Here is a 14,175-nt window from a genome sequence, read left to right as displayed (position 1 = left end):
CGCTTAACAGAAGTTTATATTATTGGTGAATATGTATTTAAAATTATGCCGATTATTAATTTTAAAAATTAATATGATATTTTTTTCAAAAAAATGTTTGGATACTTAAAAGAAAATTTTAAATTTGCATCCGCATTACGGAATTGGCCCATGGTGTAACTGGCAACACGTCTGTTTTTGGTACAGAAGAGTCTAGGTTCGAGCCCTAGTGGGCCAACAAAAAAGGAGTAACATTTAAGTTGCTCCTTTTTTTATTTGGATGTTGTTCGATTGTATTAAATCTTAAAGGTTAACACAGGTCTTTTTGCATGATTTACTACATCTTCCCCAAGACTTCCGTTGATAAAATGGGATAATCCCTTTCTTCCATGCGTGCTGATTCCAATGAGACCAGCGTTAACTGAGTTAGCAAAATTTAAAATTCCTTTTTCTACATTAACGTCGTTATAAATATTTAATGTGTAGTTGTTGATAGGTAAATCGGCAATCATTAAATTCATTTTTTCTTCTGTTTCTCTTGTTGTTTTAAAACTATTTGCCGTATTTATCCAAACTAAATGAAGTTTTGCTTCTAATTGTTTAGCAAACTCGTGTGCAGATATTAATGATGGTTTGTCTTCGTCATCAAAATTCGTAGCGTAAACAAGATCATTTACGTTAAATATGTTACAGTCTTCTTTAATAACAAGAACTGGTTTTTCAGAGGTTCTAACAACCTTCTCGGCATTCGATCCTATAAATAATTCTTCAAAACCAGATGAACCATGAGATCCCATTATAATCATGTCTATGTCATTTTTCTTGCAGGAATCCATAATTCCATGAAGAATATCTTCGAAACTTACTGTTTCAATGACTTCTAGATCTTCTAAATAATCACTTGCTAGAATTTCTTCAAACTTTTTATGAGTCTGTTTCATGAAAAATATAGCTTCTGGAGCTTGTGAAGAAGCTCCAGACGACATTAAGTCAACTAAATGCACGGGCATTTCTAAAATATGAAGAAGATAAATTTGGCAGTCGTATTTTTTTGCTATTTGAGCAGCTACTTTTAAAGCGCTTTCTGCTTGTGAAGAAAAGTCAGTAGGTACTAGAATTTTTTTGATCATGGTTAAGTGTGTTTAAGAGAAGTTTTATTAATATCTAAATTAGGACTTGTTTTGGGTTAGTGGTTTTAATAGGACTAACCTTTGGTTAAAAATGTGTTTTAATTATGATTCTCAAAATAATCAATAAAAGGTAATGTGCTAATAGTCATTTAAATTTACGAATAAATTCATTCTTAAGTAGATTTTGAATCTAAGATATTATTACTATCTTTGCACCGTTGAAATTAAAAAACCAGATTGAGGGGACGAAAAGTCCCCTCTTTTTATCTGCCTATGTTATTAAAAGATAAAGTTCAGAGTTTGTTGACGGAAGCCCTTGAAGAAAGGCCCGCTCTTTTCTTGATTAGTCAAAAAATACACCCAGGAAATATAATAGAGATTATTGTAGATGGTGATGGAGGTGTGACAGTAGAGGATTGTATTGCTGTAAGTAGAGCTATTGAGCATAATTTGGACCGAGAAGAAGAAGATTTTTCTTTGCAAGTGATGTCTGCAGGTATCTCTGAGGGATTAGTGCATCGACGTCAATATAAAAACAATATAGGTAGAAAACTAAAGGTTAAAACCGAAGGTGGTGATACTATAGAAGGAGAGTTGGTTTCTGTGTCGGATGATAGTATAGATTTGGTTTGGAAGGCAAGAGAGCCTAAGCCGATAGGAAAAGGAAAAATAACAGTAACAAAGGAAGCTTCTCTTTCTTACGAGGAAATAAAGGAAGCTAAAGTTATGATAACATTTTAATTATAAATTGATATGGAAAATATCGCATTAATAGAGTCATTTTCAGAATTTAAGGATGATAAGTTAATCGATCGTGTTACGCTAATGGCGATCTTAGAAGATGTATTTAGAAATGCATTAAAAAAGAAATTTGGTAGTGATGATAATTTCGATATCATTATAAACCCTGATAAAGGGGATTTAGAGATTTGGAGAAATCGTGTGGTTGTTGCAGATGGTGAGGTTGAAGATGGGAATCAGGAAATATCAATTTCTGAAGCACAAAAAATAGAACCGGATTTTGAAATTGGAGAAGATGTTTCCCAAGAAGTAAAGTTGATAGATTTAGGGAGACGTTCAATTTTGGCTTTGCGTCAGAATTTAATTTCGAAAATTCATGAGCACGATAACACTAATATATATAAGCAATTTAAAGAATTAGAAGGAGAGATATATACGGCAGAAGTACATCATATTCGTCACAGAGCTATTATTTTATTAGATGACGAGGGGAATGAGATAATTTTGCCAAAGGATAGACAAATACCTTCGGACTTTTTTAGAAAAGGAGAAAACGTAAGAGGAGTAATAGAGTCTGTAGAATTAAAGGGGAACAAGCCTGCAATTATTATGTCTAGAACATCTCCGTTATTCTTGGAGAAATTGTTTGAGTCGGAAATTCCGGAAGTTTTTGATGGTTTAATTACTGTTAAGAAAGTGGTAAGAATACCGGGAGAGAAGGCGAAAGTTGCTGTAGATTCTTATGATGATAGAATTGATCCAGTTGGAGCTTGTGTTGGTATGAAAGGTTCTCGTATTCATGGTATCGTGAGAGAGTTGGGGAATGAAAATATTGATGTGATTAATTATACGAATAACCTTCAGTTGTTTATTACTAGAGCGTTAAGTCCGGCTAGGGTAACATCTATAAAGCTTAACGAAGAAGGTAGTCGTGCAGAGGTTATGTTAAAACCAGAAGAAGTTTCTAAAGCGATTGGTCGTGGAGGTCACAATATTAGATTGGCAGGTCAATTAACTGGTTACGAGATTGACGTGTTTAGAGAAGGAGTAGAAGAAGATGTTGAATTGTCAGAGTTTTCTGATGAAATCGACTCTTGGATTATAGCAGAATTTGCTAAAATTGGGCTAGATACAGCTAAGAGTATTTTAGAACAAGATATTAAGGACTTAGTAAAAAGAACAGATCTTGAAGAAGAGACTGTTAGTGAAGTTATTAGAATATTAAAATCAGAATTTGAAGATTAATAACTTCAATTAATTTATATTTGAGCATAAAATAATAAGGCATTTATGGCTGAAGCAAAAACAATGAGATTAAATAAGGTATTACGCGAATTCAATATCTCGTTAGATCGGGCTGTTGACTTTTTGAATTCAAAAGGTCATGAGATAGACTCGCGTCCTACCACAAAGATTTCTACGGAGATCTATCAGCTGTTGTTTGATGAGTTCCAGACAGACAAGAGTAAGAAGGTAGCTTCTAAAGAGGTGGGTGAGGAAAAAAGAAAGGAGAAAGAAGCGCTAAGAGTGCAAATTGAAACGGAACAAGAGGAGAGACGCAAGCGTGCTGAAGCTCGTGAAGTTGTGAAAGCCAAAGCCCAATTATCTGGACCTAAACAAGTAGGTAAAATCGAATTAGATAAGAAAGAAGAAGTTGTTGAAAAGCCCGAAGAAAAAGCAGCAACGGAAACTCCTGAAAAGGAAGAGGTAAAAGAAAAGGAGAAAGAGGTAGAAAAGGAGAAAGAAAAAGCTCCTGAAGTAGTCTCTAATAGACCTGCTAAGAAAGGTATAAAAATAGCGAAAGTTGCGGCGATAGATTTAGAGCAAAAGAAAGCTTCTAAGCCTGTGGAGCAACCTACGAAAAAAGAGGCTTCTGCTCCGAAAGAGCCAGAGCCGCAAGGAGACCCTGTGAAGGTGGAGACTCAGTATAAAAAGCTAGATGGACCTAATTTTACCGGTCAAAAGATAGATTTAACTAAGTTTCAGAAACCTCCAAAAAAGAAAGAAGATAAATCTAAATCTTCAGATAGCGATCCGAAAAAGCGTCGTAGAAGAATTAGTAAAGATGGAGGTGCTAAGTCAGGAGGACCTGGTAATAGACAAGGTGGAAATCGTGGTCGTGGTCCAGGAAATCGTGGCCCAGGAAATCGTGGTCCAGGAAAAGGTAAAAGACCTGCTGTAGTTAAGGAGGAGCCTAGTGAAGAAGAAGTACAAAAACAAGTAAGAGAAACTCTTGAGAAACTTCAAGGGAAATCAAATAAATCTAAGGCAGCTAAATATCGAAGAGATAAGCGTGATCAGCACCGTCAAAAAGCGGAAGATGATGTGGCTCAGCAAGAACAAGCAAGTAAAGTTCTTAAGGTAACTGAGTTTGTTACTGTTTCTGAAGTAGCTACGATGATGGATGTGCCTACTACGCAAGTAATTTCGGCTTGTATGTCACTAGGTATTATGGTGACAATGAATCAACGTTTGGATGCAGAAACGCTATCTATTGTTGCTGATGAATTTGGATATGAGGTTGATTTTGTAACATCCGATATTGAAGAGTCAATTGAAGAAATAGTTGATGCTCCAGAAGATCTTGTGTTAAGAGCTCCAATTGTTACTGTAATGGGACATGTAGATCATGGTAAAACTTCCTTGTTAGATTACATTCGTGAAGAGAATGTGATAGCAGGTGAGAGTGGGGGTATTACTCAGCATATTGGTGCTTATGGTGTGCAGTTAGATAATGGTCAAAAAATTGCTTTCTTAGATACGCCAGGTCACGAAGCGTTTACCGCAATGCGTGCCCGTGGTGCTCAGGTAACAGATTTAGCGATTATTGTGATAGCGGCAGACGATGATGTGATGCCACAAACAAAAGAAGCAATCAGCCATGCTCAGGCAGCTGGTGTTCCTATTGTTTTTGCAATAAATAAAGTAGATAGACCAGAAGCTAATCCTGATAAGATTAAGGAAAAATTAGCTTCTATGAATTTACTAGTAGAAGATTGGGGAGGAAAAATTCAATCCCACGATATTTCTGCTAAAACAGGGCAAGGAGTTAAGGAACTTTTAGAAAAAGTTCTTTTAGAAGCCGAAATATTAGAGCTTAAGGCGAATCCAGATAGATTAGCATCTGGAACTGTTGTAGAAGCATTTTTAGATAAAGGTAGAGGTTATGTGTCGACTATTTTAGTGCAAACTGGTACGCTTCAGGTGGGAGATTATGTCTTAGCTGGTAAAAATAGTGGTAAGGTTAAAGCTATGCAGGATGAACGTGGTAAAAACGTTAAAAAAGCGGGCCCTTCTACACCTGTATCTATTTTAGGTCTAGATGGTGCTCCTCAAGCTGGTGATAAGTTTAGTGTGTTGGAAGACGAAAGAGAGGCGAAAGATATAGCTTCGAAAAGAGCTCAGTTGCATAGAGAACAATCTGTACGTACACAGAGACATATTACACTGGATGAAATTGGACGTCGAATTGCACTTGGAGACTTTAAGGAATTGAATATTATTCTTAAAGGAGATGTGGATGGTTCTGTGGAAGCATTAACAGATTCGTTCCAGAAGTTGTCGACAGAGGAAATTCATGTTAATATTATTCACAAGGCAGTAGGAGCGATAACGGAAAGTGATGTGTTATTAGCATCTGCTTCTGACGCAATTATTATAGGGTTTAATGTGAGGCCTGCGGGTAATGCTCGTCAGGTTGCTGATAAGGAAGAAATTGATATCAGAACATATTCGATCATATACGATGCAATTAATGATCTAAAGGATGCAATGGAAGGTATGCTTTCTCCGGTTATGAAAGAGGAGATTACTGGAACGGCTGAAATTAGAGAAACTTTCAAGATATCTAAGGTAGGAACAATTGCAGGTTGTATGGTTCAGACTGGTAAGATAATACGTAACGCTGGAATTCGATTAATACGTGAAGGTGTGGTTGTTTATACTGGTGAGCTAGCTTCTCTGAAAAGATTTAAAGATGATGCAAAAGAGGTTTCTAAAGGGTATGATTGTGGATTGCAGGTTAAAAATTACAATGATATTAAAATAGGTGATGTAATTGAATCATTCCAGGAAGTGGCTGTGAAGAAAAAATTATAAAGCTATTATAGAGGTTATAATTAAAAAGCCCGATCATAAATGATCGGGCTTTTTGTTTTTGAAAAGTAATGGTATTTATTTTTTTTCTGGCTTAAAAGGAAATGCATTAGGGAATTCTTTTCTGATTTCTTTTAAAGCACGATCTGTTTCTAATTTACTTCGGTAATTTCCTATCCATACTTTATGATTAGGAGTTTCGTAAACAATATCAGCTCTCCATTGCGGAAAAGTTTTTTCGGCATTGTTTCTAATGGTGTTTGCTTTGTTTAGATCTCCTGTGTATAATTGAATTCTATAATTTTCGCTAAGAACACCGTCTTTATCCATTTTTGTTTTGATATCCAGTAATTGATTAATTCTTGGATCTTGGTTGATAGTAATGGTCGGTTCGACTGGTGGAGTCATTTCTACAGTGGTAAAAACTGTTGGATTGTCTAAATTAGTTGAGTCTTGTGCACTTATATAGGTGATTCCTGTGAAACAAAAACCTAATAATAAAAGGTTGTTTTTTTTGTTTAAAATTCTCATTACAAATAGATTTGATACAAAGGTAAAGTTTAATAACTCAAAATCCTTTAAAAATATTATTTAGAATTATTATAAATTACCACTTAACACTTCGCTAACATTTCTAAAATCGACTTATTATAGTACTTTTGCTGTCGAATTAAATGGACGTGGTTTTTGTCTCATTTTTTACGAATAATGAAAAAACCATACCAAAATTTAGACGATAATTCTACTTAATAATATGAAACAGGTGAAATACCGAAATTCAGCCTCAAAACTCCTACTCTTAGGAACTGTTTTTTTATTCTCTTTATTGAATCCAGTTTTTGCTCAGGAAGAAGCTGTATCAACAGAAGCTGCTGCTGTAGAAACAGCTGCAGGTGGAGATGTAGCAAAAGGAGAAGCGTTATTTAAATCGTTATGTGCAGCTTGTCACAAACGTTATAAGAAAATGACAGGCCCTGCGCTTTTTGGAGTAACAGAGAAACACGATAGAGAGTGGTTGTACTCTTGGGTTAAGAATAGCGCGGCAATGATTGCTTCAGGTGATGCAGCAGCCGTTGCAATTTGGGAGGAGTATAATAAGACTCCAATGAATGCATTTCCTCAATTGACTAATGTTGATATAGATAATATATTGGCGTATGTTATGGTTCCTAAAGCGGAGCCTAAGGTTGTAACAGAAGACGTTGGTAGTAAAGGCGGTTCTGATTCTGGAGTGTCTTCTAATCTTGTATTAGCTGCTTTGGCATTAGTGTTTCTGATGTTAGTGGTAGTGTTGTTTTTGGTTAATAAAACACTTAGAAGTTTTGCAGAGGCAAATGGTGTAGAGTTGTCAGAAGCGGAAGCAAGAACTCCAATATGGAAAGCGTTTGTGCAAAACCAATTTTTAGTATTGGTGTCAGCGATATTTGTATTGCTAGCTAGTGGGTACTTTGTATATGGTTACTTTATGCAAGTAGGAGTTGATCAAGGATATATGCCGATTCAACCAATACATTATTCTCATAAAATTCACGCTGGAGATAATAAGATAGAGTGTAAGTATTGTCACTCTTCTGCTAGAGTTTCTAAGCATTCGGGAATTCCTTCTCTTAATGTGTGTATGAACTGTCATAAGTCAATTAGTGAAGTTGCGGAAGGAACTGCAACTGCTGATTATTCAAAAGAGTTCTATGATGGAGAAATCAAGAAGCTATACAAAGCTGTAGGTTGGGATGAAAACTCGCAATCTTATACCGGTGAAACTGAGCCAGTGAAATGGGTGCGTATTCACAATCTTCCAGATTTCGCATATTTTAATCACTCTCAGCACGTAAGTGTGGCTGGTATAGAATGTCAGAAATGTCATGGTCCCGTAGAAGAAATGGAAATTATGTATCAACATGCTCCATTAACAATGGGTTGGTGTATTAATTGCCATAGAGAGACAAATGTGAAGATGGAAGGCAATGAGTATTACGATAAGATACATAAAGAATTGTCTAAGAAGTATGGTGTGGATAAGCTAACAGCTGCTCAGATGGGTGGTCTGGAATGTGGTAAGTGTCACTATTAATAAAATGATTTGTTCGTTTAAGCGAAAAAATAAGTAAGAAGCTAATATCAATTATATATGTCATCAAACAAGAAATACTGGAAAAGTGTTGAAGAGCTGAACGAAAATAGCTCTATTGTTGAGACGCTACAACAAAATGAATTCGTTCAGGAGATTCCTACGGATGAGTTTTTAGGAGATAAAGAATCTCTAGAAAGTTCTTCGACTTCTCGTCGTGACTTTCTTAAATATGTAGGTTTTAGTACAGCAGCTGCATCTTTGGCAGCTTGTGAAGGACCAGTAATTAAATCAATACCTTATGTAGTTCAGCCGGAAAGAATTGTTCCTGGTGTTGCTAATTATTATGCAACTACTATTGCTGATGGTTTTGATTTTGCAAGTGTTTTAATTAAAACAAGAGAAGGTCGTCCGATCAAAGTAGAAAATAATAATCTTGCTACTTCTAATGGAGATGCAAACGCAAGGGTACATGCTTCAGTATTGTCCTTATATGATAATACTCGTTTGCAAGGTCCTAGAAGAGGTGATGAAGATATTAGTTGGGATGATCTGGATAAAGAAGTAGGAGCAAAACTAAAAAGTTTAGGAGGAAAACAAATTGTATTGTTGACTCAAACTTTTGCAAGTCCTTCTACATCTAAATTGATCTCAGAATTTAAAGCAAAATATTCAAACGTTTCTCAAGTTGTATATGATGCAATATCTTATAGCGAGGCATTAGATGCTTATGAGATGATGTATGGTGAAAGAGCGTTAGGTGATTATGATTTTTCTAAGGTAAATACAATAGTTAGTGTTGCAGCAGATTTCTTAGGAGATTGGCAAGGAGGTGGTTATGATAGTGGGTATGCACAAGGACGTGTTCCTAAAAATGGAAAAATGTCAAGACATATTCATTTTGAGGCAAATATGTCGCTTTCCGGAGCGAATGCAGATAAAAGAGTAAAAGCAACGCCAACTCAGCAAAAGCAGGTGTTAGCAGCTTTGTATAAGTATGTTACTGGTGCTGGTTCTAAAGGAGCTTTGGATGCAGGATTAGATGCAGAGGTTGTTAAAGCAGCTAAGCAGATACAGAAAGCAGGAAGCAACGCAGTTGTAGTTTCTGGAATTCAAGATGTCGATGCTCAATTGTTAGTTTTAGCGATTAATAAATATATTAGTAGTAAAGCATTTAATGAAGCTACGCCAAGAAAAATTCGTCAAGGTAATGCTAAGGCGGTTGCTCAGTTGGTGAAAGATATGAATGCTGGACGCGTTGGAGCGCTTTTAATAGCAGGTGTTAATCCAGCATATTCTCTTCCGAATGCAAATGAATTTAAGGAAGGTCTTAAGAAAGTAGATGTTTCTGTGGCATTTAGTATGCATAATGATGCTACCGCATCTGAGTGTACTTATATTGCTACTACACCTCATTATTTAGAATCATGGGGAGATGTAGAGTTAAAGAAAGGTAGTTATAGTTTAATGCAGCCTACTATTCGTCCTTTGTTTGATACAAGACAATTTCAAGAAACATTATTAAAGTGGACAGGTAATACTGCTGCTTATAACGATTATATTAAAGACGCTTGGACAGGTGTTCTGGGAGGTACCTCTTGGAATCAGGCATTACACGATGGAGTATTGGTGAAGCCAGTACTTGCTAAGGAGTCTTTAGAAACAGCTATAGCTACCCCAGAGGGTGATGCAGAAGTTGTAGAGGCAGTACCTGCTGGGCCTAATGTTGGTGCCGCGGCTAGGAGGTTATCTACGGCAAAATCAAATGGATTAGAACTTACTTTATATACAAAAACTGCTTTAGGTGATGGACAGCAGGCTAATAACCCTTGGTTACAAGAGATGCCTGATCCAATAACTAGAGCTTCGTGGGATAATTATCTTACAATTTCTAGAGCAGATGCTGAAGCGAACAGCCTGATAAATGAAAATGTTGCCAATGGTGCTTTGGATGGTAGTTATGCTACTGTAACGGTAAATGGAGTTAATGTGACGGCGCCTGTTATTATACAACCTGGTCAAGCACAAGGAACTGTAGGTTTAGCTTTAGGGTATGGTAAGAAAGTTGGTGTAAAAGAAGAAATGCAAGTAGGTATCAATGCATTTGCTTTATATCAGAATCAAAATGCGGTTCAATCTGTTTCTATTGCAGCAGCTGAAGGCACACATGAATTTGCTTGTGTGCAATTACATAATACATTGATGGGTCGTGGAGATATTATTAAAGAAACGACTCTTGAAATATTTAATACAGGCAATCCGAAAGATTGGAATAAAATGCCTCAAGTAAGTAAGGATCATATAGAGTTTGATGTTACTTCGCCAGAGGTTGATCTTTGGGATGAGTTTGATCGTTCTGTAGGACATCATTTTAATCTTTCTATCGATTTAAATGCTTGTACAGGATGTGGAGCTTGTGTTATTGCTTGTCACGCAGAGAACAATGTTCCTGTTGTTGGTAAGTCTGAAATTAGAAGATCTCGTGATATGCATTGGTTGCGTATTGATCGTTATTATTCTTCAGAAGAAAGTTTTGATGGAGATAATAAAAAGAAAGATGCTATTTCTGGTCTAGGTAGTTCTCTATCGGAATTCGGCGAAATGGAAGTTCCTTCTGATAATCCAGAAGTTGCATTCCAACCAGTAATGTGTCAGCATTGTAATCATGCACCTTGTGAAACTGTTTGTCCTGTAGCGGCAACATCACACGGTAGACAAGGTCAGAATCATATGGCTTATAACCGTTGTGTAGGTACAAGATATTGTGCAAATAACTGTCCTTATAAAGTACGTAGATTTAACTGGTTCTTATATAACGAAAATGATGAATTTGATTATCATATGAACAATGACTTAGGTCGTATGGTATTGAATCCAGATGTTACTGTTCGTTCAAGAGGGGTTATGGAAAAATGCTCTATGTGTATCCAAATGACGCAAAAAACCATTTTGGACGCTAAAAGAGATGGTAGAGCTATCAAAGATGGAGAATTTAAAACTGCTTGTTCAGCTGCTTGTTCTTCTGGAGCAATGACATTTGGTGATATAAATGATAAGGGTAGTAAAGTAGCTAAATTAACAGAGGATAATCGTATGTATCATTTACTTGAACACGTAGGTACTAAACCAAATGTTATGTATCAAACGAAAGTAAGAAATACTACGGAAGCCTAATTAACTAAATAAAGAATCAATTCAATTATAAAGGATTATGTCTCATTACGAAGCACCTATAAGAAAACCTTTAGTAACTGGCGATAAAACCTACCACGATGTAACTGTGGATGTGGCTGCACCAGTTGAAGGAAAAGCAAATAAATCTTGGTGGATTGTCTTTTCTATCGCGCTTATTGCTTTCCTTTGGGGAATAGGTTGTATAATTTATACAATTTCCACAGGTATTGGTACCTGGGGACTTAATAAAACAGTAGGATGGGCCTGGGATATTACCAACTTCGTATGGTGGGTAGGTATTGGTCACGCCGGAACATTAATTTCTGCTGTATTATTGTTATTCCGTCAGAAATGGAGAATGGCGATTAACAGATCTGCAGAAGCGATGACCATATTTTCGGTTATTCAGGCAGGATTATTCCCTATTATTCACATGGGTCGTCCTTGGCTAGCATATTGGGTACTACCTATTCCAAATCAGTTTGGGTCACTATGGGTAAACTTTAACTCACCACTACTTTGGGATGTATTTGCGATCTCTACGTATCTCTCAGTTTCTTTAGTATTCTGGTGGACTGGATTGTTGCCTGATTTTGCAATGATAAGGGATAGAGCGATTACGCCTTTCAATAAAAAAATATACGGTATTCTATCTTTTGGATGGAGTGGTAGAGCAAAAGATTGGCAACGTTTTGAAGAAGTTTCTTTGGTTCTTGCAGGTTTAGCAACACCATTAGTACTTTCGGTACATACCATTGTATCGTTTGACTTCGCAACCTCGGTTATTCCTGGATGGCATACTACGATATTCCCTCCTTATTTTGTAGCAGGTGCGATTTTTTCTGGATTCGCAATGGTAAATACCTTACTTATTATAATGAGAAAGGTGTCTAACTTAGAAAATTATATTACAATACAGCATATCGAATTAATGAACATTGTAATAATGATTACAGGTTCTATAGTTGGTGTTGCATATATAACCGAACTGTTTGTAGCTTGGTACTCTGGAGTAGAGTATGAACAATATGCTTTCTTAAATAGGGCAACTGGACCTTATTGGTGGGCTTATTGGGCAATGATGTCCTGTAATGTGTTCTCTCCACAGTTTATGTGGTTCCCGAAACTAAGAAGAAGTATAATGTTTTCATTCATTATATCTATCGTAGTAAATATAGGAATGTGGTTTGAACGTTTTGTAATTATTGTTACTTCGCTTCATAGAGATTATTTACCATCATCTTGGACGATGTTCTCACCTACTTTTGTAGATATCGGAATATTTATAGGAACAATTGGATTCTTCTTTGTGTTATTTTTGTTGTATGCGCGTACGTTCCCTGTTATAGCACAAGCGGAAGTGAAAACAATATTAAAATCTTCTGGAGAAAAATATAAAAAGCTTAGAGAGGCAGGTATAGATCATAGAGATGAATTGCCTAAAGTAACTACTAAGATTACATCAGAAGAAGTGGTAACTGAAAATACATCTGAAGAAGTAAAGGATGTAGAGGAAGCTAGTCAAGATGATATCAATAATTTATTAGGAAACTTAGGGACGTTTGATGCAGCTACACAAACTGCGGATGATCTTAAGAAGGTGAATGGTATCGGACCAGTAATGGAGAAAAAATTGAATGAAATAGGGATTTATACTTTCGATCAAGTAAGTAAGATGACCGAAATAGAGTACAATTTATTAGATAGTATCACAGGGTCTTTCCCAGGAAGAGCACAACGCGATGATTGGGCTGGACAAGCTGAAAAATTAAAAAACAACTAGAAGTATGGCATCTAAAGTTATACATGCATTATATACAGATGATGATGTCCTGATGGACGCTGTGAAGCAGGTTCGTGGAGAGCATTATCATATTGAAGAGATTTATACACCTTTTCCTGTTCACGGTCTTGATAAAGCAATGGGATTAGCTCCTACAAGGTTAGCGATAACATCATTTATGTATGGATGTGTTGGTCTTACAGTAGCAATTACTATGATGAATTTCATTATGATTGAAGATTGGCCTCAAAATATTGGTGGTAAACCAAGTTTTAGCTATATCGAAAACATGCCTGCATTTGTTCCAATTATGTTCGAACTAACGGTGTTCTTTGCAGCACATTTAATGGTTATAACTTTTTATATGAGAAGTAAATTATGGCCATTTAAAGAAGCTGAAAATCCAGATGTAAGAACTACAGATGATCACTTCTTAATGGAAATAGATGCTAGTCATAAAGATGTTGATGAAATGACAAGTTTCTTAAGCAATACAGGAGCTGTAGAGATTAAAGTAATAGATAAGCAAGAAGATAACCATTAGTAATAATGAAGAATAGTTTAAATATAATAGTAGTAGCAATAATGATGATTAGTATTGTTTCTTGTAAAAAAGATTCAAAGCCTAATTATCAATATATGCCTAATATGTATGAACCAGTGGGTTACGAAACTTATGGCCAGTATGGGGTTTTTCCAGGAGGTCAAGAAGCTATGTTGCCTGCAGAAGGTTCTGTTCCAAGAGGTTGGATGCCTTATGATTATAAGAATGCTCCAGAAGGTTACCATATGGCTAAGGACTCATTAAGGAATCCTATTCGCTATACTAAATCAAACGAAGAGAATGGTAAAGCATTATATGATATTTATTGTGCTATTTGCCATGGAGAAAAGGGAGATGGTAAGGGTACTTTAGTAAAGAGAGAAAAAATTCTTGGAGTTCCTAGTTATGACGACGTGGGTAGAGCAATTACTGAAGGTAGTATTTATCACGTAATGTATTACGGTATAAACTCTATGGGATCATATGCTTCTCAAACGAATGAGAACGAACGCTGGCAGATTGTGCAATATGTACAAAAGTTAAAGGCAGATCTTGAAGGTAAGCCTACGCGTATTGATACAGATGTGGTTTCTGTAAAAGTAGAAGAGACTGCACACAGCGCAACTGAAGAGAATCACGATAACGCACACTAGTGCATTTG

At 36.2% G+C, this 14,175-nt stretch carries 10 protein-coding genes and 1 tRNA gene; 9 read left to right on the top strand and 2 right to left on the bottom strand.

All coding sequences use genetic code 11. The annotated features are described in order from the left end of the window. Window positions 1–144: 144 nt before the first annotated feature. Window positions 145–217, top strand: a tRNA-Gln gene (locus tag BMY33_RS09915). A 58-nt stretch (window positions 218–275) separates the two neighbouring features. Here the strand turns inward: BMY33_RS09915 and BMY33_RS09910 are convergent. Continuing rightward, window positions 276–1,109 carry a universal stress protein gene (locus tag BMY33_RS09910; protein ID WP_342028425.1) on the bottom strand — a complete coding sequence of 278 codons (834 nt, stop codon included), beginning with the start codon at window positions 1,107–1,109 and terminating at the stop codon, window positions 276–278. Between the two features lie 273 nt (window positions 1,110–1,382). Between BMY33_RS09910 and rimP the strand changes: the two genes are divergently transcribed. The 3 genes from rimP to infB are packed head-to-tail and all read left to right on the top strand — an operon-like array spanning window position 1,383 to window position 5,948. Then, window positions 1,383–1,850, top strand: a complete 468-nt coding sequence (rimP, locus tag BMY33_RS09905; protein ID WP_091407942.1) for a ribosome assembly cofactor RimP — start codon at window positions 1,383–1,385, stop codon at window positions 1,848–1,850. Window positions 1,851–1,862: 12 nt separating this feature from the next. Further along, window positions 1,863–3,095 carry a transcription termination factor NusA gene (gene nusA / locus BMY33_RS09900; protein ID WP_091407940.1) on the top strand — a complete coding sequence of 411 codons (1,233 nt, stop codon included), beginning with the start codon at window positions 1,863–1,865 and terminating at the stop codon, window positions 3,093–3,095. Window positions 3,096–3,140: 45 nt separating this feature from the next. Beyond that, window positions 3,141–5,948 (top strand): translation initiation factor IF-2, encoded by a 2,808-nt coding sequence (gene infB, locus BMY33_RS09895; RefSeq protein WP_091407938.1) that lies wholly within the window; start codon window positions 3,141–3,143, stop codon window positions 5,946–5,948. A gap of 75 nt (window positions 5,949–6,023) precedes the next feature. Here infB and BMY33_RS09890 read toward each other — a convergent pair whose 3' ends face one another. Further along, window positions 6,024–6,476, bottom strand: a complete 453-nt coding sequence (locus tag BMY33_RS09890; RefSeq protein ID WP_091407937.1) for an SPOR domain-containing protein — start codon at window positions 6,474–6,476, stop codon at window positions 6,024–6,026. Window positions 6,477–6,699: 223 nt separating this feature from the next. Here BMY33_RS09890 and BMY33_RS09885 point away from each other — a divergent pair, with 223 nt between their 5' ends. Genes BMY33_RS09885 through BMY33_RS09865 form a run of 5 tightly spaced genes read left to right on the top strand, consistent with a single transcriptional unit; the run spans window position 6,700 to window position 14,167 of the window. Continuing rightward, a complete protein-coding gene (locus BMY33_RS09885; RefSeq protein ID WP_091407935.1) occupies window positions 6,700–8,016 on the top strand; it encodes a c-type cytochrome in 1,317 nt (438 codons plus the stop codon). Window positions 8,017–8,073: 57 nt separating this feature from the next. Next, on the top strand, window positions 8,074–11,187 hold the full coding sequence (locus tag BMY33_RS09880) for a TAT-variant-translocated molybdopterin oxidoreductase (protein ID WP_091407933.1): 3,114 nt from the start codon (window positions 8,074–8,076) through the stop codon (window positions 11,185–11,187). A gap of 34 nt (window positions 11,188–11,221) precedes the next feature. After that, window positions 11,222–12,970, top strand: coding sequence for an NrfD/PsrC family molybdoenzyme membrane anchor subunit (gene nrfD, locus BMY33_RS09875; protein ID WP_091407931.1), 1,749 nt, complete (start codon window positions 11,222–11,224; stop codon window positions 12,968–12,970). 4 nt (window positions 12,971–12,974) lie between these two features. Beyond that, a complete protein-coding gene (locus tag BMY33_RS09870) occupies window positions 12,975–13,514 on the top strand; it encodes a DUF3341 domain-containing protein (protein ID WP_091407930.1) in 540 nt (179 codons plus the stop codon). Window positions 13,515–13,519: 5 nt separating this feature from the next. Continuing rightward, a complete protein-coding gene (locus tag BMY33_RS09865; RefSeq protein ID WP_091407928.1) occupies window positions 13,520–14,167 on the top strand; it encodes a c-type cytochrome in 648 nt (215 codons plus the stop codon). The last annotated feature ends 8 nt before the right edge of the window (window positions 14,168–14,175 follow it).

The sequence above is a fragment of the Aquimarina amphilecti genome (assembly GCF_900109375.1).
Taxonomy (GTDB): Bacteria; Bacteroidota; Bacteroidia; order Flavobacteriales; family Flavobacteriaceae; genus Aquimarina; species Aquimarina amphilecti.
The sequence above is the reverse complement of the archived record's forward strand: the minus strand, read 5'-3'. Positions and strand labels throughout refer to the sequence as shown.

What these genes read in the sequence shown, in the direction of transcription:
- BMY33_RS09865 (WP_091407928.1), top strand. Translation starts at nt 13,520, where the DNA reads ATGAAGAATAGTTTAAATATAATAGTAGTAGCAATAATGATGATTAGT.
- rimP (WP_091407942.1), top strand. Translation starts at nt 1,383, where the DNA reads ATGTTATTAAAAGATAAAGTTCAGAGTTTGTTGACGGAAGCCCTTGAA.
- BMY33_RS09870 (WP_091407930.1), top strand. Translation starts at nt 12,975, where the DNA reads ATGGCATCTAAAGTTATACATGCATTATATACAGATGATGATGTCCTG.
- BMY33_RS09885 (WP_091407935.1), top strand. Translation starts at nt 6,700, where the DNA reads ATGAAACAGGTGAAATACCGAAATTCAGCCTCAAAACTCCTACTCTTA.
- BMY33_RS09890 (WP_091407937.1), bottom strand. Translation starts at nt 6,476, where the DNA reads ATGAGAATTTTAAACAAAAAAAACAACCTTTTATTATTAGGTTTTTGT.
- BMY33_RS09910 (WP_342028425.1), bottom strand. Translation starts at nt 1,109, where the DNA reads ATGATCAAAAAAATTCTAGTACCTACTGACTTTTCTTCACAAGCAGAA.
- infB (WP_091407938.1), top strand. Translation starts at nt 3,141, where the DNA reads ATGGCTGAAGCAAAAACAATGAGATTAAATAAGGTATTACGCGAATTC.
- BMY33_RS09880 (WP_091407933.1), top strand. Translation starts at nt 8,074, where the DNA reads ATGTCATCAAACAAGAAATACTGGAAAAGTGTTGAAGAGCTGAACGAA.
- nusA (WP_091407940.1), top strand. Translation starts at nt 1,863, where the DNA reads ATGGAAAATATCGCATTAATAGAGTCATTTTCAGAATTTAAGGATGAT.